This window comes from Rhodococcus sp. TAF43, assembly GCF_052113525.1.
Classification (GTDB): domain Bacteria; phylum Actinomycetota; class Actinomycetes; order Mycobacteriales; family Mycobacteriaceae; genus Prescottella.
Genome location: NZ_JBFRDL010000039.1, coordinates 1 through 21,712 on the forward strand (window position 1 = coordinate 1; position 21,712 = coordinate 21,712).

Genomic DNA, 21,712 nt, shown 5'->3' on the forward strand with positions numbered 1-21,712 from the left:
TCGTGGGCAGTGGTCATTCGTGGGCAGTGGTCATCGTGTGGTCCTGTCTCGAGTCGACTTGGTAGGTCTCTCGAAGAATCACGCGGTGACCGTCTTTCGTTCGGCTACGACACGCCGGCCATCTCAATCGGCTCCGGTTCGTACACCATCTTCATGGACGCAACCCCGCACTAACCCGAAACGACAGTGGGCCAGCGAGACGGGAGTGCTGGCCCACTGTCGTGTGTTCGGTTTGTTTTCAGGGATCGGTCGCCGAGACCGCCGTCAGAACGGGCACGGGACGAGCGCCACGGCGCGCCGCCCATCGGCACGCTTCGCAGGACCGGTCACGGGCCGGCGCGCACCTGGCAGTCACCCGCCGCCGGAAAGTTCGCCGCTGTTGCTGTCGGTAGACGTGGATCTGTGTAGGCGGTAGGTAGCGCCGTTTTTGAGTTCGTCGGAGGTGAACCGCTGTGTCACGAAGTTGCCCACGTAGATGTCATATTTTCTCTGGTTCGCGGGGACGGCCTCGAAGTGTGCGGTGTACGTACACACGCCCGTGCCGTCGGGGTTCTGGTCGATGGAGTCGACCTTCAGTGCCGACGAAGCGTATGCAGAGCCACTGTCCCCGAGGATGACTATCTGGTCGTTCGGGGCAACGTGAGCTGCTCCGATAGTGCACTCGCCGGCGTCGACCGATGCCCGGTCTGCCTCTCCGGTGACGGTCACCATGGCAGCGAAGGTCTCCGGCACGTCGACGTTGGTCACACAGCTCGTCAGAAGTACTGCTCCCACAGATGCGGCTGCCGCGAAAGCGATCTGCCTCAGTTTCCACCCCATAGACAGCCACGATAGGCAGTCGTATTCGGCGCTATCCGGGGGACGAGCCGATGGAGACGCAGACCGGGCACCGGGTGGTGGACGGCACGGGCCGGCGCATACCCGACCAGCGCGATGCGGCTGTGCGTGCAGTGGCGTACCGAAGGACGCCGCTGTGTTTAGCTGCATGGATGGGGYGAGTGAACTGGCAGCGCGTGTCGGCAAAGCTGGACGCGTGGGCGCCCTTCGTATTTCTCGTGTTGGTCGGCCTCATTCTCGGGCCGACCATCGTCAACGACGCCTTCACCGCTCCGTCAGGGTGGAACTGGTTCCTGTTCGGGCTGTGGGTATTCGTCGTCGTGGGTCAGATCTGGCAATGCGCGAAAGGGCTGCGACGTCGTGGAGAGGGCGGGGGCACACTCGGACGAAATGGGGAGGTAGGTACGAAGTGAGAACGTGGCTCCACGAAACATGGCACGCGGCACCCCGGCAGAGCGTTGTCGCCGCCTTCGTACTGACAATGGTGTTGACCGTCACCACAGCGGCGCAGCAGTCGTGGCCCATGGCCGCTTACGTGTTCGTCTCGTCGGCGGTGTGCGGTAGCGCGGTTCTGGTACTTGTGGCGCGATCGAGAATCCAGCACCAGGGCAACAGCTAAAGCGAGGCTGAAACTGCGAGGTAGAACGGTTCCGGGTTCAGTCCGCCATGCCCCAAGGGTTCAACTGGGAAACAGTGCCCCCCGCGGACCGGTGAAGCGGTCCGCCCAGCGGGCCGGCGCGCACCCAACCGCGGTGCGGAAAGACGATCGCGAGTTCGTCGGTAATGTCCGTTGTGTCGAAATTTTCTGATAAGGGGGCGGCACTGGTGGACACATCAGAGTTACTGGGGCTGACGATCTCGATGACGTCGTCGACGCTCATCGCCGCGGGCTTTGCTGGACTTATGCCGCACCTCATCGGAGACGAACCGAATCCCGTTATGGGCATCCGGACGAAAGCGACGATGGCAAGCCACGAAGCGTGGCAGTTGGCCCACCAGGTTGCGCAGCCGATTCTGCGCCGGACCGTATGGACAGCCGTTGCGGGACTGTGCATACAGGTCGTTATCGGTTTCGTGACAGGTTTCGGGTCCTTGCCGTCAGCTGTCGCTGCAACGGTTGTGTGCGCGGCGGCCTTCATCGTCCTGATCGCTGCGGCGTTGAAGGGCAACGCCGCAGCGAAGACCCTGAGTCGTTAAGCCGCCGGTCGGAGGGCGCTGGGTGCGGGCACGGGACGGCCACCACGGCGGGCAGCACGCTTCGCCGGTCCGGTCACGGGCCGACACGCACCCACCCACCCACCGCGCAGACAGCGAAACGCCCCGGAATGAGACCATCGGGTATGAACATGCAGTTTTGGGAGGTATCCGCACTCTTACGGAACCTGCGGTACTACCTCGTGAATGCCCGTCGATTCTTCACAGGGTGGAGTGTCACCGAGATCCCGCCCACCGAACTCCCGCGCCCCGAGGACCGCTGATCCGACGAGGTGCCCGGGCAGTTCGGTGGCACACTCGGACGAAATGGGGAGGTAGGCACGAGTGAGAGTGTGGCTCCGCGAAACATGGCGGGCGGTACCTCGACAGAGGGTTGCCGCTGTCGTCTCACTGACAACAGTGTTGACCGCCACCACCGCGGCACAGCAGTCGTGGGTCCTGGCTGCTTCCGTGTTCGTCTCGTCAGCGGTGTGCGGTGGCGCGACTCTGGTACTCCTCGCGCGATCGAGAATCCAGCACCGGCGCAGCAACTAGGGCTATACCGACGAGTGTCGAGGTACAACCAAGATTGACGAAGCGCGGCGCTAGATTGATCAAYGACGCACCGGTTACTTGAGGGCACGAACTGTTCCGCGGGGATGAGCCCCGCGGAGGCGTGTCCGGGAGATGTTTGGGGGACGTACCTATGTTGCGGTCGTATCGGTACTCGTCGAAAGGGATCATCTTCTGCAGTCTGCTGCTGGCAGTGGCTATAGGACTACGAGCACAGGGGCAGACGATCTGGGGAGATGTTCTGCTGGCCGCTTCGATAGTCGGGCTGCTGGCGGTCGCTTTCGAGGGGGTCAGATCCCGGAATCGTGAAGCTGACAACGGTCGTCTGTGATGACGTGGAGCCTGGTTGATTCGATCCAGACGTCGCGACCCTCCCCGGGGTTCGTCGAAGTGGCGCGGTGTGTTCCGCTGATTTCCGTTGCACCTCGACAGCTGGTCAGCGTCAGCGCGGTACCCAGCCGAGGTCTTGGAGTGCGGTAGCGGCGAGGAAGAATCCGGCGACGCCGATGATCCACAGCGTCGTGCTCCGGGCGTTCCGTGTCAGCCAGGTGTCCAGCCGTTTCAGTGGTACCTCGACGGCGGAGCGTGCCACGAGGCGTCCAGCGGTGAGCGCCAGCGCAGGTGCGATCATCACCAGGCAGTACCCCGCCAGCACCAGCACAGCAGCCGGCCATCCGGGGGTCTGTTCAGCGATGATCCCGGTCGCGACGAGGTACGGCAGCATCGAGGCGACCTCCAGGAGAACTGCGGCGACCGCGAGCCCGACCAGGGCGGAGGTCGCACTGTCGCTCATGGCGCGCTCGCGCCAGCGGCTCAGCCGCCCTGATTGTTGCGCGCGCTCGGCGGCGCGAGCACGAGCGGCTTTCGTGTCGAGGGCGAAGCTGGCCGCTAACAGCGCGGCACCGACGATCAGCCGCGCGGTGGTCGCAGCGGTGGTGTCCAGCAGTCCCGCTGCACCGTCGATCACGAACCGGCCGCCGGCCATGAGCGCGATCCCGATGCCGTAGTAGACCGCCGCGACGGTGCCCAGGTAGAGCAGGATGCGGTGCGGCCGCACCCGCCCCGGCGTCATCAGCAGCCAGACCGGCACCAGGAGCGTGCCGAAACTCAGTGAGTCGGTGAGCGCCAGTACCGCGAGGGCACCCGCGGCTTCGGCGGAGATCACCGCGCCGCCCCGTCCGCCGTCGTGTCGTGCTCCTGCATGACGCCCCCTTAGTACAGTCGTACCAACTCAGCAGTTGGCACGATCGTACTAGGAGGAGTGGTGACGGCTGTCGCCCCGCGCGAGGAACGCAAGGCAAGGCTGGCCGAGGCCGTCTGGCGGATCATCGCCGAGCGCGGCATCACCGCGGTGTCGGTGCGGACGGTCGCCACCGAGGCCGGGATGGCGGTTGGGTCGCTGCGCAACCTCTTCTCGACGCAAGCGGAGCTGCTGGAGTTCTCCGCCGAGCTCATGGTCGCCCGCGCCGCTGCCCGTGTCACCGCAATCCCGCCGAGCGCCGACACGGTCGCGTATGCGCTGGCCGCGATCCGCGAACTCATGCCCCTGACCCCGCAGACGCGCCGGGAGTTCGAGATCAACGTGGCCCTCATCGCCGAGACTCCCGCACACCCGGGCCTCGCCCGGATTCGCGACCACGCTCACAGGCAGCTCCTGGACCTGTTCACACGCATCGCGGCCATGCTCCGCGACGAAGCCGCGTCGTCCTCGGCAAGCCGGACGGACGGCCGGCGTCTGCTTGCGCTCGCCGACGGTCTCGGAATGCACCTGCTCCACCAGCGCGCCGGCGACGACACCGACTGGGCACTCGACATCATCCGGGGCGAACTACACCGCATCGACAACGAACCCGGCTGACGACAATGAGCTGGGCGAAAGAACAGAACCCGCACCTGCCGGCGAAGGCAGAGTGTGGGTTCTGTGTTCGGGTGCCCATGTGCCGCCACGGATCTAGGAGTTGCTATGAGCGTCGCGCGGTCCTCGTACCGACGCAGTATGTCCGGATCGGAGGCTCCGTGAGGCTCGGTGGCCGTGACGAGCTTGTTCCGTAAAACAGTCGTTCCCGGGATGAAATAGTCATCCCAGGAACGAAACTGTGCAGTTGTACGCGCCATCGAGTTAGCTCAGTAGCTCCCGACGGAACGCTGCCAACTCTTCTTCCACAGTGCTGGTGCCGTTCGCCACGCGTCGCGAGGCAGCCTTGGTTGCTTCGGTGACGGCGCCACCGGCGAGACGAACGCCCGCGGTGGCGAACTGGATCGCCTCTTCAACGCTGCGGACAGGCACCTGCTTCGTCACCTTGCGTGCGACAGTCATTCGATCAGGTCGTGGGTGGTGCCGCGCTCGAGCCTATCGATCGAGGCCAGCAGCCGACGGGCGTTCTCCGGGCTCCTGATCAGGTACGCCGTCTCCTTCAACGACTCGTAGTCGTCGAGAGCCACCATCACCACCGGCGCATGGCCAGCCCGGGTGATCACCACTTCCTCACGGTCGGCGGTGACGGCGTTCAAGGTCTCGGCATATCTCGCCCGCGACTGCGAATACGTCATCGTCTTCACGGGCCGACCCTACCTGGAAAAACACAGGACCCGCGTCTGCCGGAGGCCGCAGAGTCACAGCCCCCATCTACGTCGACTCCCAGGTGGCGGCAACGATCACGTCGGCCGCCTGCTCGATCTCGGCGTCGGTGCCCGCGCAGCCGGTCAGCCACGCCACGATCGACACCGGCCGGCCGGCCACGACCAGGGACGGCTGCGGCTGCGTGAGCAGCGCCTGCACCGTCAGCGGGTGCAGATCGTCGTTCAGCAGCGGCAGGACCTTCTCCAGATGAGGGACCGCGCCGACGGCGATGAACTGGGCAGGCGGCAGCAGTCGGCCCTGGCCCGACGTAAACGCCCACAGGGTGCCGTCGGTCAGGCGCTGGCGGATGCAAGTGGTGGTGACACCGAGGCGCTGCGCCGCGTCGTCGACCGACAGGGAGCTGTGCACCAGGTCCTGCATGCGGATGTCCCGGTCCACGCGAGCCGCCGTGGCGGCCGCGGGGTCGGTGACGAAACCGGCCTCGGCCAGCAGCGTGGCGTCGTGTTCGGACAGCGCAGGCCCGGCAGACGGGTCTGTCACGCAAGCCTGCGGTTCAGTTCGGCGGACACCGTGGCGACCCTCTTCGCTACCTCCGCGACCTGCCGCTTCCTTGAGCTCGCAGCGGCGATGACGGCATCGTGCACGAACGTTTTCAGCGACACGTTTTCGCGTTCGGCAGCCTCCCGCAGTTCCCTGTGCTCTTCGTCGGTGAACGTGATGTTGAGTGATGGCACGGCGGTGGTCCTTTCTCATCAGTCCCTCGCCAGGATGCCTAGTCGTTCAGCGGCCCGGCAAGGGTGAAGCCGCATCGGCGGCGGGCTCCGGGGCTCGGATCGTTCAGTCGCCGAACTCGAAACCTTGGTCGCGCTGGCTGTTAGTGTTGCTGCGCGAGCATCGAGTCAGCTCAGAAGCTTCCGACGGAGTGCCGCCAGCTCTTCCTCTGCCGTGCTGGTGCCGTTCAACACGCGTCGCGCGGCAGCCTTGTTTGCTTCGGTGACGGTGCCACCCGCGAGACGAACACCCGCGGTGGCGAACTGGATCGCCTCTTCAACGCTGCAGGCAGGTGTCTGCTTCAGCACCTCGTGCGCGAGAGTCATGCTGGCGCCCTTCTCTGTGCGGTTCGGTCGATCGCATTCTCGATTTTACGTGGTTGTTGATCAAAGCGTCGGCAGTGAGACGATCAGCGTCGACCTCGGCGGACGGCGACGGTGAATACGACGTCGTAGCGGATCTGCCAGCTGTGACCTGCAGTCTCCAAGTTCAGCGCGGGAGCGCGGTGAGACCGTGTTTGCGCATCAGAGCCTTCGCCGCGTCGTGCTCGTCGTTGATGTACGCCCGGGCGAGCAGATCGTTGACGGTGTCAGCGAGCCGCGGATCGTTCTCGTCGACGGGAACGACCAGCATCTGGCCGTGGCCGATGAGCGGGCTGTTCGCGACGAACAACGCGGTGCGCTTGTTCCCATCCTCGAACGGCTGAGCCTTGGCGAGCTCCACGAACAGATCCAGTGCGTTCTCTATGACGTCATCGCAGGCCAGTGAGTCGATCAGCTGCTGGAGACCATCGTCGGTCAGCGCAGGAGGCATGTGCCGGCCGTAGCGGGTTCCGACGCCGATCTGCTGGTCGTCGGTGCGCAGCTGTCCCGGGTGCAGTGCGCCGCTGCGGGTGATCTGCGCGTTGATCGCGCGGACGTAGGGAGCATCGACCGGCTGATCGTGGTGGTCGATGACGAACTGAGCGACGTCCCGGAGGTCCTCGAGCAGCGCGAGGTCGGCGCGGGAGCAGATACCGGCCAGGCTTCCTGAGCGCAGGAAGTTCTCAGTGTCGAGGCGGCCGACAGCGAGACCGTCGAACACCTTGCCTGAGGTRTAGACGACGCCGGTCAGGTCGGCAACGATGATCATGGGCAACAGCGTGCTCCGTGCATGTGGTCGGAGGCCGGCCAGCGGCCATCCCCGAGAAATCACTGTAGGTTCTCATCCATCTTGTCGGCCACAGACGTCGGTAACCTGCGCATTCTCGCGCAAATGTCGCATCAGGATTCTTGCGTTCTTGTCGTGATCCTCGAATCGCCCGTAGCGAGCGGATCCGTGAGATCTGCAATCAACGGGCCGGGATACCCAAGGCGGGAAGCGCCTGTGTCAACCTAAACGGCCCGGGGTGACGGCTCGAGGTGTGACCGGACGGTGGCGCGAGTTCCAATCGGACGCAGTCAGGTGTGCAGGAAGACCTGCGCTCTTTCTGATGTGAGGCGCCCTGATCGTCGGTGGTGACCGCGGATCACCCAGCGTTGCTCGAACGCGACCTCCGCGAGGCGGTCTGCGAGGCGCCCTGATGCCCCACAGGTGCTCGAGCCTGCCGTTGATCGCCTTCCTCGGAGCGTTGGAAACCCCGACGTCGCAGTCATTGCGTGGTCCTGTCTCGAGTCGACCTGGCAGCTCTGATCGATCGGACTTCCATGAGTTCGCTATGGATAACCGCCAGCTGGTGGCTCAGCGCCTCCTGAGGCCCGGAGTCGGAGGGTTTCTGGTGCCCTTGATGTTTCTTCGGTATCGCTGCAGCCTCGTCCGCGGATGCGGCGCTGCGGTGACCGATCGGGTCGACACCACAGAATGTGGCGCCGACCCGACAGGCTGTGCGCTAAATCAACCCATGGAGCCGAACAGTAAGTACCCAGAGCCGAACAGCAGTCGTGCTACAGCGAGGTCCATCTCGGTGATCGGTCGCAGAGGGCAGGGGCGGGAGCCAGTTGAGGCGCCGCCTTCAGCGTCCTTCAGACACTGAGCGATCTCTTGCTCGGTGAAGGTCCGGTTAAACCGAATGGCGTCCGAGATGGTCTCGGCGGAACCCGTCTGGAAGAGGCTACTGCCGCTTGCGGGAAGGCTCCCGCCGCCGGTGGAGTCTTGAGCATGGGCAACGGCCGGGGCTGCGGCCAGGAATAGCCCCGCGGTCAGGATTACGGATCGAGTCAAAGTGAGTCGCATGGTGGTCAGCTTCCTATGTAGCCGATATTCGGGGCATATCCAGCGTTTCGGAAGGGCAAGTTTGCGCCCACCCCGCCGGTGAATGCACGGGCAATCTCACCGAGGTTGGATTGGGATTGCGTCGCCATAATATTCTGAATCCACGGAATATACGGGGTGAGGTTGGTCATCATTGACCAATTTGTGCAATTGTAAATCGTGTTCTGGGACACAACAACTCCCTGGCCGGTATGGACACCGAACATCGATCCGCCGGAGAAATAGGCGCCACCGGAATCGCCCTTGCAAGTGGGGTAATCGGTGGCAGTGAACGACGAGAGGTCATTGAACACTGAGCCGTCGACGAACGTAATAGAGGGGATGTGGTACTCGTAGTCGAGTGTCGACGAAGAGGAGAAGTTCTGCGGGGTGTTGGTGTTGTTGATCCCGGAGTACCCGACGAGTTTGAGGGTGTCGGAGATGGTCGGTGTGCGGGTTGACAAGCTGAATGGTGTCGCACTGATGCCGGACCCGACCTTGATCAGTGCCAAGTCCACGTTCGGCTGGTTAATGCGGTAGATGTTCTCGATCCCGGCGAACTGCCCGTCGGACTGCTGAATGAATCCTGGCGCCCAAGGGGCGGTTCTGACACAGTGATCGGCGGTGAGCCAGAACTTTCCACCGATGTAGTTCGCGGTGCACGAGCGGTAGGAGTAGGCGACCGCGGTGAAATAGAGTGCTCCGACGCCGTCGTGACGCGTCTCGACAGGGTTGGTGCTGCGAGCGGAAACCTGGCCGGCCCCGCCACTGTCCGGCGACGCAACCGTCGGCGCCGTCTGAACCGTCTGCTGGTATTGCTGTTCTTGCTGAAGGTAGGCCTGGAAATCGGGATCGAGTTCCAGCTCGCTCTGGCTCAGAACCGGGGCGGGATCGTCTAGTGCCTCAGGGATTTGCACAACCATGGCGTTGGGAGTGTCGGTTTCGGCGTTCGCCGGCAGCGTCGGGACCAACACAAGGCTGACCGCCCCTGCCGCAGCCGCGGCGATCTTTAACATTCGTCTCACTGCATCATCTCCAGACTCATGAAGTTCTTTCGTGCACTGGCAGATATTGGCTGGACTTACTACAAGTAACGATTCGATCGATCAACGAAGCTGGAAGGCGATTCCCGATCGGGAAGGGCCCAGGTGAGCACGCCGCAGGTCAGCGCTCCGAGGTACAGTACCGACTCAACGGTCTGCTGTGGCTGAAAGGGATAAATAGGAAGCCGCTCGAGCGCACGCGGCAGTGCAACACCAAAGACTCGCCCGATTCGTCACGCTGGGTTGGGGCTTCTACGTGACTTGTCTCATCGACCTCCGACTCGGGGCGACCGCGGAACCATGTGGCAAGGAACCGGAGCGTTCTTCTCCGGTTTCGCAGCAGCCTTGTTACTTGGCCCGGCCGCGTCGTCGACGGCACGACCCGCGCTCTTTCGTCCCGCGTGGCTGCTGCGTGGTTGGGGCCATACCCACACAACAGGTGGACAACCAGGGAAAACTCTGGACGAGCCCCGTAGAATGGGCGAATCGACGCTGCGCCGGCGGCCTGAGCATGAGAGGAGTGCGAGATGACCGTCGTGAACATGAAGGTCACCCGCCAGAAGCTCATGCAGAGCGCGGTGTTGACCAAGATCGACCGGGAGCATCTGTCTGTCGACACGGACAAGGTGCGCCGGAATCTCGACACGATCCGCCAGCATGTCTCTCGCGGCCCGCTGATGACCAGTTACATGGACCGGTGGGAGCAGATCGTCCGCGACAACGACATCAAGTCCTTCCGGAACATCGTGGACTCGGACGACGAGACGGCCAAGGAGATGCGGAACCTCTCGCCGTTGTCGGTGCTGCTGGACGAGGACGAGCGCCTGCAGGTGCTCGACGATCTGCGTGACCTGCTGAAGCGGTGAACCGGGAAGAACTCGGGCGGGCGATCAAGGGGCCGCGTGCGCGAACTTGGACGAGTCGCCGGTCGTCGTCTTGGGCTCMCAGTCGATCCTCGGCAGTTACGACACCGCTGAGCTGCCCGAGGCCGCGTTCCAGTCCCGCGAGGTCGACATCCTGCCGCTGAGCGGCATCACCAATCCGCCGGCGGTCGAGGAGAAGCTCCTCATGCTGGATGCGCGCCTGGGGGAGAACTCCCCGTTCCACGAGCACCACGGGTTCTATGTCGAGGGGATCCACAAGGACGTCGTCGTGCTGCCGAAGCATTGGGACAGCAGGTTGGTGCACTTCACCGTCGCGGACGGCTCGTCCGAGCTGTACGGGCGGACTGGGCTGTGTCTGGATCCGGTCGACCTGTGCGTGTCGAAGTGCATCGCCGGCCGTCCGACGGATCATGAGTTCGTCGCGGCGCTCGTCCAGGACGACATCGTCACGGTCCCGGAGACCCTCGAGCCGATCGACAAGCACGGCATCGAGTGGCCTCCGACGTACGACTCCGGAAATGACGCCGGGACCCCGTTTCCAGATCCGCCCCCTCTTCACTCCTGATTTCTGCGCGGTTACCGATGAGAATTTCAGTTCCCGCAGCATCTCCGACAAAAGGCCACCTCAGCGCGTATGTCGTCGAATGCCGGGTAGATTGACCGGCCAACTGGCCACCTGACGAGCTTGAGTAGAGGACCAGGGCGCCGAACTCGTCTTATTCGCCGGAGTCGCTAAGCAGGGAAGCCTGTCCCGGTCGCTGCTCTTTCGGGATCAGCCCTTCACTGAGATTGCGTCGATGCTACCGCCGACAGCACCCCGATCGGCGCAGGTCTCCGCGTTGTCAAGCATCGACCGGGCCGCTCCCGACACGGTCGGCCAGCAGGCCGCCGCGTTCACGGCGACGGCGCTGCCGCCGTGTCGTCGAGTTCAGGAACCGACGGTGATGCCAGGTGCGACGGAGTGGTCGATCTCCGCTGGAGCCTGGCTTGTGACTGATGCTCCGTCTGAGATCACCGCAGCCAGGCTGTCGATGTGCTCGTGGTCGGCGTCGGCCGGGAACATCCACTGGACGTCGCGACGGTCCGTGGTTATGCCGATGGTTGGGCGCACGCCCGCACCGTGATTCGAGCGTGGGCGTACGTACCTAACTTCGTCCAGCGGGTAGATCGAGCCGAGTTCGCCGTGCCGCAGAAGGGTTCTCGGGGTGGCGGTGACGATCCGGCGGTCGGTTACGGCCACGAAGGTGCTCGAAGTGAGCTTCTCGACCACTGCGCCGGCCTTGCCTGGACCGAGTGCGTCCCAGGTGGCGTCAACTCGTTTGGCGAGGATTGCTGGTACGACCCCGGTGAGGTTGTGAGGCCCGGCCTCGTAGGGGAACGCGACGCTGCGAAGCGTCTCGCCGTCCTCGAGGAACCACCGAAGGACATGAAGGTACGGCTCGAGATCAAGGTCGGAGGGCGCGCACAGAGTCTCTGGCACAGCAGGCATCTCGGCTGCCGGATGGAGCGCGTTGGCCAGGGGCTCGATGGCTTCGAGGAGCTGCTTGCACCTCAGTCGGGACGCCTTCGCGTCCTTACGCTTCTTCGTGAGCGGAGCCGTAGCTCGGCCGGGGAGCTCGGCGATGATCCGCAACTCGCGCACGAGTGATGCTGTGAGCAGCCTGATCTCGTGGAGGGACTCTTCGATCTCGGCGGGTAGGTTCCGCGCGATCTGGTCGAAGAGCTGCGCTTCGCTCTCGTCGCTGACGCTTCGGGTTCGGGCGAGCGAAGCGCGAATCGCCTGGTACTCGGCGCGTGTCTTCAGCGAACTGAGCAGCGCATGAGTGTCGAAGACAATCGCTTCGGCGTTGGATTCGAGGTATTGGCGGCGCGCGCGTCCGTCCAGTTTTTGTATCTCCTGAACGTGTCCGACCACGTTCTTTCGGTAGAGCTTCAACTCTTTGTGGATCATGGGGCCGCTGGAAGCGATGGGCTCCCAGACAGAGTCCGTGATGGTGTCGAGTTCGCGCGCCTCCTTGATCGCCTCATCGACGGCCTCCGTGAGCCCTTCGAGTTCGGCCCACTGCTCGTTCCGGATGGTCTTGAGTACCTGTGTGGTGAGTGCGATGTTGGTGCGGACGAGACCCGAAATCTCACCGAGCTGCATCTGAAGCGCGATCATGGCCACGGCCGGACCGATCGCTGCGGCGGCCGCGGCGGCCGTCATCGAAACCGGAATGAAGCGTGCCTGCGCGACCACCTGGCCATCCTTGAAGATCGCTCCGAGCAGTGCGCCGTCCTTTCCGGCCATCTGCCCGCCGCTCTTGAGCAGGGACAGCGTCGCATCGTTGACCCGGTAGAGGCCCTGCGCGCTTGATATAGCCTCCGCAACGTTTCCCACTATCGTGCCCACGTTGCCGAGCGAACCCAGAGCAGTCGAGAGCTGTGTCCGGTCGAATGACGGCAACAGATCGAGGCTGATGAGTTCAAGGCCTTCGGGGACTTCACCGAACACCACTGCGACACCGGGTGTCACTTCTACGAGGGTCATCGATGGTGCGACCTCCAGAGCATCAGAGCTGTTCTGCCCCTCTTCATCAGGCCGCATGTCGACGCTTTCGTCTTCGCTGGCAACCTCTTCAGACGCGCCGTCCATGCGTGCTCTCCTTCTCGTCGGCGAACGCGGTTTCGACTTCTTTCGACACCCCTAGCGCGAGTTCGCGATTCAAGATGTTGACCATCGCAGCACTCTAGCCCTGTCGCCCCACCTAACTGGCGGTGCGTGGACCGGTGTCCAGCGCGATTCTCCACGCACCCTGCAGCAGCAGCGCTCAGCCGCCCCCCTCGATGATCTCCGCGCCGAGCGTGTCGCTGAGCAGATCTAGCGCTTCGAGGTGCGGGTCCGACGGTGGACCGGCGGCTATCGTCGCGGCCCAAATCAGCTCGGAATCCTGTGCGTCGAGTACGGGCGCAGCCGCGATCGCGGCTGCCAGAGTGGCGCCTCGCCGGTCCGCGGTGTCCTGATCAGCCGGCGGCGGCCCGAAACGGCACTCGAGCCAGGCATGCCAGACCAGGCGCTCGGCGCGGTGCCGGACGATCCGCTCGGCCGCGACGATGGCAAGGCCGGCATCGGCGGCGACGGCGTCCAGAGTCCGGTCGCCGACAGCGAGAGAGCCCTTGTCCAGGGTGATCAACCCGGCTACCCGCAGATCCGTCAGGATCGCGTACCCGGCCGACTGCCCCAGATTGGCGGCCGCGAACGCGTCGGCCGTGGTGGTCACCCGACCGCTGCGGATCAGGTCGTAGAGCGTCCGCCCGCGCAGTCCGATGACGCTCCAGGCGTGATGGACGGGCTCGACGCGGGCTCGCTCGAGCGCGACACGGTCGGGCTCACCAGCGGCCGCGCCAGCAGGCCTGGTCAGGGCGTACCGGTCGGGGAGCTGGCCCGCGCCGCGGGCGATACGCAGCACCGGGGAGCCAGGGGTGTCCCGAAGCAGGCGCAGCGCGGCCCACACCGTGGACTCCGACATCAGCCCGGCAGAGTGCGACAGGCTGCGGCCGCCGATGGCCACCACCGGCACGCCCTCCACAAGCTCCCCGGCCAGTGCGGAGGTGTAGGCGAGTGCCTGCCCCACGGCAAGCAGGATCGGTCGCCGGCGGGATCCGGGGAACTCCTGGTCGATCCAGGTTTGTGYGGCAGCGAGCCAGCGGCGCCGTATCGGATCGCTGCAGAAGTCGGTAGTTCTCGGAACCCTGGTCCCCCCCTCCCCCCCTGTGTGCTTGTTCTCGTGCGTGAGATCACGGAATTGGGGGGCCACTCTCGCGGCCCAGGTCAACGCCTTGGCGACGTCGGCACGCAGGGATGAGGCAATGACACGCTGGGCCCCGTACCGGGCGTAGGCCTCGCGCAGGCCGGCATAGTCAGCGGTCCCGAGCGCAGCCTCGATGTCGGCGACGCTGGCGCCGCGCAGCACGGCGCTGCAGATCACCGACTGCCTGGCCTCGGAGGTCGACGGCCAGCGGTCGTGGTCGATCTTGCCGGTCCGCGCGAAGGTGGCCACCGGTGTCGGTATGGCACTGACCAGGCGGTAGCGGGGATGCAGGCGGCGGTCGTCGCCGACGCCGACGAGATGCTCGTCGCAGGCCAGCGCAGCCTCCACGACCGCGACCGCAGTGCGGGGGCGAGCCTGGTGCGCGTCCTTGCCATCGAGCAGAGCGACGCCGCCGAGCAGAGCGACCAGGCGGGCGATCACGCCGCGGTCGGATCGCAGGGTGAACGCCTGGACCGCAGTCGCGAGGGGGCCGTCGAGGCGCCGGTGACCGCCTTCGCGGCACAGCGACCCGGGGACGGTGATGCAACCGTGTGAGCTGCCGAGCATGGGCTGCTTGTCGAAGGTGGGCAGGCGCTTCTCGAGCAGCCCGAGCAGTATGCGGAGGTCGTCGACCCGTAGCGGTGTGTCGGTGGCGAGCGGGACGAGCACGTGTCGGCCGCCGCTGGTGGATCGGTCGGTGACCGCGCGGCCGCCGCACTCGTGCAGCCAGGCCAGGACCTGCTCGACGTCGGCGTCGACGTCGGCGTCGGCGTCGACCTGGGCGGCTTTGTGGCGCTTGGCGTCAAAGTCCAATGCCAGCAGCACGGTGCGGCCGTGCTGGTTGTAGAGCGGAACCGCAGCCGGCGCATCGGGTAATCGACTGGTCAGGGGACGTGGGGTGCCGAACCTGCCGCGGTCACCGGGCGCGGATAGGCGCATGGAGCGACGCGCGGCCATCAGCGGTGCGAGGAATCGCCATACGATCTCGGGTGTCGAATCATCGACACGACCATCAAATCTTGAAGCCGGGTCAGGGCAGCATGTACCCTGAGACCTGTCTGGCAAGACAGTCCCTTCGGGGATTCGGAACGCCGCCCATGCAGGGGCGGCGTTCTTGCATTAGTAGGGCTGAGTCAGCCGAGGGCTGATTCTGCGTTAGGCAGAGGCCTCACTGGAATGCGGTACGCGCACCGCGGCTGTGCCTGCTCCGCTCCCGGAATCAGACCCTTCTTGAGGTACGTGTAGACCGTCCGTGTACTCAGCCCTCGGCGCCGCGCATACTCGGCGACACCGACATAGTCCGTCGTTGCCATCCCGCACCCCTTTGCTTCGAATCTGCCGGCCTGGCTGCCGACCGCATTCACAGTAGGAGCATCAGACACCAATTTCAACACGTTTCCGCAGGTCAGAGCACATATATAAACCCTCGGAGAATCTTGCACGTATCGCCGGCACCGCCGTTTATGCAGCTAGCCCGCTCACAGAGAACCCATCGAGTAACTTCGCGGAATATCATTTCGATGCCCGAAATCGAGCCGTCCGCCTCACTCGTCTCCCGAGCCGCTGGAGCACCGGACCAGCCAACGGGTGAACTCACTACGGACGATCTCGCCACCGTCCCGCGTCCAACACCCCGGCTACTACCCGAGCAGTGCGGCCAGTGCGTCCACTTCCGACGCGTCGGTGTGGGCGTAGGTCCGCAGCACGAGCGTCCCCCCGTCTGCGTGACCGAGCCACGCCGCAACCGCGGACGGTGTCGCTCCCGCGGCGATCAACCGTGACGCCGCGGTATGGCGAGCGGCGTGGAGCCTGCGGTGGGGGACCCCGGCGTACCGCAGTGCCTCCTTCCACCAGTCGTCCAGAGTCCGCGGTGCCACTGGCCGCCCGTCCCAGTGCGTGAGCACGTGGAGATCTCGCTCCCCTACCCACGCGTCACCAGCGCGCTTTCTGGCGATCTGCTGTCGTTCCTGCGTGCCCCGCAGAACGGTCAGCACCGAGGCTGGCAGCTTCAGTGATCGCCGCGCACGGGCGGTCTTGCCGTTCTTCTGATCGATCGTGCGGCCTGTCACGCGCACTCGCGTCCGCACGGCCACCGTAATGCGGCCGGCATCCAAATCAATTGCGCTCCAACGCAGCCCTGCCAGCTCACCGCGCCGCAGCCCGATGAGTGCAAGGTGCACCATCGGCGCATGAACCACGGCCATGTACTGAGGCGACCGTGGCCCGCCGACCAGGGGCAGATCCACCCTCGAGTGCATCTTCACCAACCGCGCAACCTCGTCCTCACCGAGTCGGTCGGACAAGTCCAGGACGCCCTCGTAGGCGTCGGCGTCGTCTTTCTTGCGTAGCGGCTTGATGTACTGGATTGAATTGTGGCTAAGCACCTTTCGTCGCTCCAGGTCTTTCCAGACGGCCTTGGTGCGCGCGAGCATCGGGTTGATCGAGGTTCGTTTCCACTTCCGCCCGCCTGGCCCGGTACCAGCGGCCAGGTCCTGCACGAGCTGCTCCACCTCGCTGTCGCCGATCGTCCGCACATCGCGACTATCGAACCGGTCGACCAGTGGCGCCAGCGCCGCCGCGTAGGCCGCGAGCGTGGTCGGGTTGATCCGCTGCGCCGCGAGCCAGCGCTCGACCGCCTGAGCGACCGTGACGACCCCGGCCTCGTCGACCGCAGCCTGAGTGGCTTCTTTCTTGAGGTTGTCTTGCAACTCGTCGAGGAACTCCCCCGCCGCCTTCGAGGTCTCGAATCTTCTGCGAAGCTGACGTCTCGCGCCGTCTGGGCCGGCCACCCGCACCCGGACCTGGTACCGGATGTCCCCGCTCGGCAGCTCGACTTTCTCAACGCCATTTCGCAACGCCATGCTCGCGATACTAACGATCGCGTGTCATGGCTGTGTCACATCGGAACGTTGTTGGATCTTCCGACGTCAGGGGCGGTTTCTCAAAACCGCCCCTGACCTTGGCGGAAGCGGGGGGATTCGAACCCCCGGTGGGTTTTACGCCACGCTCGCTTTCAAGGCGAGTGCATTCGGCCGCTCTGCCACGCTTCCGTGGCAGATCCTAACCGCATGCGCGGCGGGGGGTGAAACCGATCAGCTGGCGGCGCGGTCGCCGATGGCCTCGTCGACCCGTTCGAAGACGTCGGCGAGCGTCCGCATCTCCGACTTGCTGAGCAGATTGATCAGGTAGTGGCGGACCCCGGAGAGGTGGGTGGGAGCGGCCTCGCCGAGCCGTCGCCGGCCCTCGTCGGTGATGACCGCGAGCACGCCGCGACCGTCCTCGACGCACTGGCTGCGCTCCACCATGCCCTCGGCCTCCATACGGCGGATCTGATGCGTGAGGCGACTGCGCGACGACAGCACGCCGTCCGCGAGGTCGCTCATCCGCAGCGATCCGTCCGGGGACTCCGACAGCATCACCAAGATCCGGTACTCGGCTAAAGACATGTCGTGCCCTGTCTCCAACTCTCGGTTGAGTACGTCCATCAGTCGTTGACTGCCGTCTATGAAACCGCGCCACGCGCGCATCTCGTCGGCACCGAGCCACGCCACCCCGGCACCCGTGGTTACTCGAGCATCTGCTGTCACGAATGCATAGTAGTGCTACCTATCGTCCGACAGCGCGAAGCACGCTCGAATCGACCTCGGCGACGCTGGACAAACCGGCCAACCCCATTGTGACGTCCAAATCCGCCAACAGTATTCGCAGCGCGTGCCGGACACCGTCGGCGCCCGCCAGGCCGAGACCGTAGGCCCACGGCCGCCCGTAGAGCACCGCGTCGGCACCGAGCGCCAGCGCGATCAACACATCTGCGCCGCAACGGATTCCGGAGTCGAGCAGGACGGTGGCCCGATCCCCCACCGCCGCGGCGACGGGGCCGAGCGCGTCCAGCGCGGCGATGGCACCGTCCACCTGCCGGCCGCCGTGGTTGCTCACGACCACCCCGTCGGCGCCCGCGTCCACCACGGCACGCGCATCGTCCTCGTGGACAATGCCTTTCACCAAAACGGGGAGACCGGTCCACTCGTTTATCTTCGCGATGTCCGACGGGCGCAGCGCGTGGTTGCCGAACAGCGACACCCACGTGAGCACCGCGATCTGCATCGCCTCCGGGCTCTCCTCCGGCGGGGTCGCCAGCCGCGAGCGGAAGACCGGATCCGACAGGTAGTTCGCGATGCCCTGCGCCCGCAGGAACGGTAGGTGACCGAGTTCCAGATCCCTTGGCCGCCAGCCCATTCCCGGGGTGTCGACGGTGACGACGATCGCCTTGGCGCCAGCCTTGGCGGCCCGCTGCACCAACGACTGCGCCAGCTCGTCGTCGGCGGGCCAGTACAGCTGGTACCACCAGTTGTCGCCCGAGACGGCGCCCACGTCCTCGATGGTGGACGACGCCGCCGTCGACAGCACCGAGCCGATCCCGAGTTCGGCGGTCACCTCGCCGACGATCGCCTCACCCCGCTCACGAACCAGACCGAGCACCCCGATCGGGGCGGTGAGCACCGGTGCCGCGAGCCGGGTGCCGAGGATGTCGACGCTCAGGTCCCGCGCGTCGGGTGACCCGGTCCCGCGCAGCATCCGCGGCACCAGCGCGCGGCGGGTGAAGGCGTCCAGGTTCGCCGCGGCGGTGCGCTCGGTGGAGGCGCTGCCCGCGATGTACGCGTAGGCCTCGGTGCTCAGTTCCTCGCGGGCCCGCGCCTCGAGTCCGGCGGCGGTCATCGGCAACTCGGGGCGGGCGCCGCCGATGCCGGTCAGGTAGATCTCGTTCTGCATGTTGCCGAAGAAGGTCATCCGGTGACGCTAGCGCGGTCCGACTAGCGTCACGGGTATGTACGCGATCACGATTTCCGAGCCCGGCGGACCCGAAGTGATGACCTGGTCCGAGGTTCCCGATCCGACACCCGGCCCCGGCGAGGTCCTGATCGACGTCGCCGCCACCGCCGTCAACCGCGCCGACCTGCTGCAGCGGCGCGGCATGTATCCGCCGCCGCCCGGCGCGAGCGACATCCTGGGCCTGGAATGCTCCGGCGTGATCGCCGAGGTCGGCCCCGACGTCCACGGCTGGAAGGTGGGCGACCGGGTGGCGGCGCTGCTCGCCGGCGGCGGCTACGCCGAGAAGGTCGCCGTCCCCGCCACCCAGCTGCTGCCGGTGCCCGAGGGCCTGGACCTGCGGGCGGCGGCGTCGCTGCCGGAGGTCGCCTGCACGGTGTGGTCCAACCTGGTGATGGAGTGCGGCCTGCACGCCGGCCAGGTGCTGCTGGTGCACGGCGGCGGCGGGGGCATCGGCACCCACGCGATCCAGGTCGGCAAGGCGCTCGGCGCGCGGGTCGCCGTCACCGCCGGCTCCGCCGACAAGCTCGAGCGCTGCGCCGAACTGGGCGCCGACATCCTGGTCAACTACCGCGAGGCCGACTTCGTGCAGGTGCTCCGCGAGGACACCGGCGGCCGCGGGGCAGACCTGATCCTCGACAACATGGGTGCGTCGTACCTGGGTCGCAACCTCGACGCGCTGGCCCCCGACGGTCAGCTGGTGATCATCGGCATGCAGGGCGGACGCAAGGGCGAACTGGACATCGGCAAGCTGCTCGCCAAGCGGGCCCGGGTGCTGGCCACCGGACTGCGCGGACGCCCCGAGACGGGTCCGTCGAGCAAGGCCGCCGTGATCGCGGCGGTCCGGGACAAGCTGTGGCCGCTGGTCGGCGAGGGCATCGTCGCGCCGGTGGTGCACGCGGAACTGCCGATCACCGAGGCGCCCACCGCGCACGAGATGCTCGACTCCCCCGACACCGTCGGCAAGGTGGTGCTCAGCGTGCGCGAGGACTGACGGGCCCGGTCAGCCCAGCGTTCCGAGATGCTTGACGAGCTGGTTGATCTCGTAGCGGGTGGTGTAGGGCGCGAGACCCACGGTGATCGCGCCGCCCTCGTCGTTGACACCCAGCGCGTCGAGCAGGCGGTTGCCGCACTGCAGGCCGCTGACGGTCGCGATCCGGTTGTCGGCGAGGTGCGCGGCCACCTTGTCGGCCGGCACCCCGGCGACGGTGAAGCTGAGTGTGGGCACCCGGATCGGGGACCGGCCGATGACCGTCACCTGAGGCAGCGAATCGAGCGACCGCATCAGGTATTCGAACAGCTGGTCGTGGTAGGCCTGCAGCGAGCTGATGGACGTCTCGAGGCGCTCCCGGCGGGTGCCGGTCGCGGTCTCCTCGAGCCCGGCCATGAAGTCGATCGACGTGGTCAGCCCGGCCAGCAGCGCGAACTGGTGGCCGCCGACCTCCATGCGTTCGGCACCGCGCGCGTACGGGTTGAGCGAGACCGCGGGGATGCGGTCGAGCAGCGTCGGGTCCCGGAACACCAGCGCACCCACCTGCGGGCCGCCCCACGACGGCGCGCTGACCGCGATGACGTCGGCCCCGAGGTCGTTGATGTCGATGTGCGCGTACGGCGCGGCCCCGACGGCGTCGACGACGAGCAGTCCGCCCACCTCGTGGATGCAGTCCGCGGCCGCCCGGACGGCGGGCGCGGATCCGACGATCGGGGACGCCGCGGTGAGCGCCATCAGGCGCGTCGTCGGCTGCACCAGTTCCGTGAACTGCCAGCTCGGCAGCTCACACGTCTCGATCTCCACCTCGGCCCACCGGACCTGCGCGCCGTACCGGCTCGCGACGCGCAGCCAGGGCGCGACGTTCGCCTCCTCGTCGAGGCGCGACAGCACCAGCCCGGTACCGAGACCCAGCCGGGAACTGAGCGATTCCGCCAGCCAGGCCAGCAGCACCGCACGGTCGGCACCGAGCACGACACCCGCCGGGTCGCCGCCGACCAGGTCGGCGACGGCCTCTCGCGCTGCCGCGACGATGGCGGCACTGCGGCGCGACGACACGTGCCGTCCGCCTGACGACGACGCCGATGCGCGGAACGCGGTCGAGACGGTGCGGGAGACCGCGTCCGGGATCTGCATACCGGCCTGCGGGTCGAGGTGGACCCATCCATCGCCCAGTGACGGGATCAGTCCCCGTACCCGGGCAACGTCGTAAGCCATGACGGACACTCTAAGTCCCACTGTCAACACCGCGTGATTCAGATCCGACTTTTCGGAACGTGCTCTAGCACACGACACTTCCGACACTGCCGACCCACCCTCGGCAAACCGGCACCGAAACGTACAAGATGGAGCCATGACGCAACCGGAGAACGAACGCGTGCTGGTGATCGGACCCGACGGCCATCCGGTTCCGGTGTCCGCGGCCGCGACCCGCACCGACGGGGCCGCAGACGACTCGTCGGGCCAGAGCGACCAGGACGCGCTCGCCGACATGGTGGAGCAGCCGGCGAAGGTCATGCGCATCGGCACGATGATCAAACAGTTGCTCGAGGAGGTGCGCGCCGCACCGCTCGACGACGCCAGCCGCACCCGGCTCAAGGAGATCCACAAGTCGTCGGTGCGCGAGCTCGAGCAGGGTCTCGCCCCCGAGCTGCGCGAGGAGCTGGAGCGGCTCACGCTGCCGTTCAACGACGATTCCGTGCCCACCGACGCCGAGCTGCGGATCGCGCAGGCCCAGCTGGTCGGCTGGCTCGAGGGACTGTTCCACGGCATCCAGACCGCGCTGTTCGCACAGCAGATGGCCGCCCGCGCGCAGCTCGAGCAGATGCGTCAGGGCGCGCTTCCGCCGGGGATGAGCATGGGACCGCAGCACCGCATGCAGGGTCCGGACGACAACCCGCAGGCCGGCACCGGGCAGTACCTGTAGCGCACGCCGGAACAGATCGAGTGCGCCGAAACCGGCAACTCCACCGCGAACGGTAGGCTCGGAACCC

22 protein-coding genes and 1 tRNA gene are annotated in these 21,712 nt (G+C 66.0%); 7 read left to right on the plus strand and 16 right to left on the minus strand.

Annotation, left to right across the window (positions count from 1 at the left end; translation table 11 throughout):
- Window positions 1–351: 351 nt before the first annotated feature.
- Complete coding sequence (locus AB4Z09_RS20600) at window positions 352–747, minus strand: hypothetical protein (protein WP_258558122.1); 396 nt, start codon at window positions 745–747, stop codon at window positions 352–354.
- A 122-nt stretch (window positions 748–869) separates the two neighbouring features.
- Between AB4Z09_RS20600 and AB4Z09_RS20605 the strand changes: the two genes are divergently transcribed.
- Together AB4Z09_RS20605 and AB4Z09_RS20610 are read left to right on the plus strand one after the other, a co-directional pair.
- On the plus strand, window positions 870–1,250 hold the full coding sequence (locus AB4Z09_RS20605) for a hypothetical protein (RefSeq protein WP_442240556.1): 381 nt from the start codon (window positions 870–872) through the stop codon (window positions 1,248–1,250).
- A gap of 412 nt (window positions 1,251–1,662) precedes the next feature.
- On the plus strand, window positions 1,663–2,034 hold the full coding sequence (locus AB4Z09_RS20610) for an SdpI family protein (protein WP_442240557.1): 372 nt from the start codon (window positions 1,663–1,665) through the stop codon (window positions 2,032–2,034).
- A gap of 1,012 nt (window positions 2,035–3,046) precedes the next feature.
- On the opposite strand, the gene AB4Z09_RS20615 is transcribed toward AB4Z09_RS20610, so the two are convergent.
- Window positions 3,047–3,769 carry a GAP family protein gene (locus AB4Z09_RS20615; RefSeq protein WP_429518972.1) on the minus strand — a complete coding sequence of 241 codons (723 nt, stop codon included), beginning with the start codon at window positions 3,767–3,769 and terminating at the stop codon, window positions 3,047–3,049.
- A gap of 99 nt (window positions 3,770–3,868) precedes the next feature.
- On the opposite strand from AB4Z09_RS20615, the gene AB4Z09_RS20620 reads away from it, so the two are divergent.
- The gene (locus tag AB4Z09_RS20620) at window positions 3,869–4,462 is read left to right on the plus strand and encodes a TetR/AcrR family transcriptional regulator (RefSeq protein ID WP_429518974.1); all 594 of its coding nucleotides are present in this window, start codon (window positions 3,869–3,871) and stop codon (window positions 4,460–4,462) included.
- A gap of 261 nt (window positions 4,463–4,723) precedes the next feature.
- Here the strand turns inward: AB4Z09_RS20620 and AB4Z09_RS20625 are convergent, their stop codons facing one another.
- The 7 genes from AB4Z09_RS20625 to AB4Z09_RS20655 all read right to left on the minus strand — a co-directional run bounded on the left by AB4Z09_RS20625 (window position 4,724) and on the right by AB4Z09_RS20655 (window position 9,201).
- Window positions 4,724–4,921, minus strand: a complete 198-nt coding sequence (locus tag AB4Z09_RS20625) for a hypothetical protein (protein ID WP_114723765.1) — start codon at window positions 4,919–4,921, stop codon at window positions 4,724–4,726.
- Window positions 4,918–5,163, minus strand: a complete 246-nt coding sequence (locus AB4Z09_RS20630) for a type II toxin-antitoxin system Phd/YefM family antitoxin (RefSeq protein ID WP_107986258.1) — start codon at window positions 5,161–5,163, stop codon at window positions 4,918–4,920. The genes AB4Z09_RS20625 and AB4Z09_RS20630 overlap by 4 nt, the downstream gene beginning before the upstream one ends.
- A 67-nt stretch (window positions 5,164–5,230) precedes the next feature.
- A complete protein-coding gene (locus tag AB4Z09_RS20635; protein WP_114723764.1) occupies window positions 5,231–5,725 on the minus strand; it encodes a hypothetical protein in 495 nt (164 codons plus the stop codon).
- Window positions 5,722–5,919, minus strand: coding sequence for a hypothetical protein (locus AB4Z09_RS20640; RefSeq protein ID WP_114723763.1), 198 nt, complete (start codon window positions 5,917–5,919; stop codon window positions 5,722–5,724). Before AB4Z09_RS20640 ends, AB4Z09_RS20635 begins: the two co-directional genes overlap by 4 nt.
- 165 nt (window positions 5,920–6,084) lie before the next feature.
- Window positions 6,085–6,282, minus strand: coding sequence for an antitoxin VbhA family protein (locus AB4Z09_RS20645; protein ID WP_107986261.1), 198 nt, complete (start codon window positions 6,280–6,282; stop codon window positions 6,085–6,087).
- A 163-nt stretch (window positions 6,283–6,445) separates the two neighbouring features.
- The gene (locus AB4Z09_RS20650; RefSeq protein WP_429518978.1) at window positions 6,446–7,087 is read right to left on the minus strand and encodes a Fic family protein; all 642 of its coding nucleotides are present in this window, start codon (window positions 7,085–7,087) and stop codon (window positions 6,446–6,448) included.
- 1,085 nt (window positions 7,088–8,172) lie between these two features.
- Window positions 8,173–9,201 carry a trypsin-like serine protease gene (locus AB4Z09_RS20655; RefSeq protein ID WP_114723760.1) on the minus strand — a complete coding sequence of 343 codons (1,029 nt, stop codon included), beginning with the start codon at window positions 9,199–9,201 and terminating at the stop codon, window positions 8,173–8,175.
- Between the two features lie 554 nt (window positions 9,202–9,755).
- Here AB4Z09_RS20655 and AB4Z09_RS20660 point away from each other — a divergent pair.
- Both AB4Z09_RS20660 and AB4Z09_RS20665 read left to right on the plus strand, forming a co-directional pair.
- Window positions 9,756–10,094, plus strand: coding sequence for a hypothetical protein (locus AB4Z09_RS20660; protein ID WP_114723759.1), 339 nt, complete (start codon window positions 9,756–9,758; stop codon window positions 10,092–10,094).
- A gap of 46 nt (window positions 10,095–10,140) precedes the next feature.
- Window positions 10,141–10,677, plus strand: a complete 537-nt coding sequence (locus AB4Z09_RS20665) for a hypothetical protein (protein WP_442240558.1) — start codon at window positions 10,141–10,143, stop codon at window positions 10,675–10,677.
- Window positions 10,678–11,040: 363 nt separating this feature from the next.
- Here AB4Z09_RS20665 and AB4Z09_RS20670 read toward each other — a convergent pair whose 3' ends face one another.
- The 6 genes from AB4Z09_RS20670 to AB4Z09_RS20695 all read right to left on the minus strand — a co-directional run bounded on the left by AB4Z09_RS20670 (window position 11,041) and on the right by AB4Z09_RS20695 (window position 18,691).
- Window positions 11,041–12,747, minus strand: coding sequence for a hypothetical protein (locus AB4Z09_RS20670; protein ID WP_442240559.1), 1,707 nt, complete (start codon window positions 12,745–12,747; stop codon window positions 11,041–11,043).
- Between the two features lie 175 nt (window positions 12,748–12,922).
- A complete protein-coding gene (locus AB4Z09_RS20675; RefSeq protein ID WP_442240560.1) occupies window positions 12,923–14,842 on the minus strand; it encodes a hypothetical protein in 1,920 nt (639 codons plus the stop codon).
- Between the two features lie 701 nt (window positions 14,843–15,543).
- Window positions 15,544–16,698 carry a tyrosine-type recombinase/integrase gene (locus AB4Z09_RS20680; protein ID WP_442240561.1) on the minus strand — a complete coding sequence of 385 codons (1,155 nt, stop codon included), beginning with the start codon at window positions 16,696–16,698 and terminating at the stop codon, window positions 15,544–15,546.
- A gap of 165 nt (window positions 16,699–16,863) precedes the next feature.
- Window positions 16,864–16,953 (minus strand) — tRNA-Ser (locus AB4Z09_RS20685).
- Between the two features lie 42 nt (window positions 16,954–16,995).
- Window positions 16,996–17,430 (minus strand): MarR family winged helix-turn-helix transcriptional regulator, encoded by a 435-nt coding sequence (locus tag AB4Z09_RS20690; RefSeq protein WP_442240576.1) that lies wholly within the window; start codon window positions 17,428–17,430, stop codon window positions 16,996–16,998.
- 79 nt (window positions 17,431–17,509) lie between these two features.
- Complete coding sequence (locus AB4Z09_RS20695) at window positions 17,510–18,691, minus strand: alpha-hydroxy-acid oxidizing protein (protein ID WP_174907547.1); 1,182 nt, start codon at window positions 18,689–18,691, stop codon at window positions 17,510–17,512.
- A 37-nt stretch (window positions 18,692–18,728) separates the two neighbouring features.
- Between AB4Z09_RS20695 and AB4Z09_RS20700 the strand changes: the two genes are divergently transcribed.
- The gene (locus tag AB4Z09_RS20700) at window positions 18,729–19,724 is read left to right on the plus strand and encodes an NAD(P)H-quinone oxidoreductase (RefSeq protein WP_174907545.1); all 996 of its coding nucleotides are present in this window, start codon (window positions 18,729–18,731) and stop codon (window positions 19,722–19,724) included.
- 9 nt (window positions 19,725–19,733) lie between these two features.
- Here the strand turns inward: AB4Z09_RS20700 and AB4Z09_RS20705 are convergent, their stop codons facing one another.
- The gene (locus AB4Z09_RS20705) at window positions 19,734–20,936 is read right to left on the minus strand and encodes a cysteine desulfurase-like protein (RefSeq protein WP_114723784.1); all 1,203 of its coding nucleotides are present in this window, start codon (window positions 20,934–20,936) and stop codon (window positions 19,734–19,736) included.
- A 136-nt stretch (window positions 20,937–21,072) separates the two neighbouring features.
- On the opposite strand from AB4Z09_RS20705, the gene AB4Z09_RS20710 reads away from it, so the two are divergent.
- Window positions 21,073–21,645: a bacterial proteasome activator family protein gene (locus tag AB4Z09_RS20710; RefSeq protein WP_114723748.1), complete on the plus strand. Its 573-nt coding sequence runs from the start codon at window positions 21,073–21,075 to the stop codon at window positions 21,643–21,645.
- Window positions 21,646–21,712: the final 67 nt, after the last annotated feature.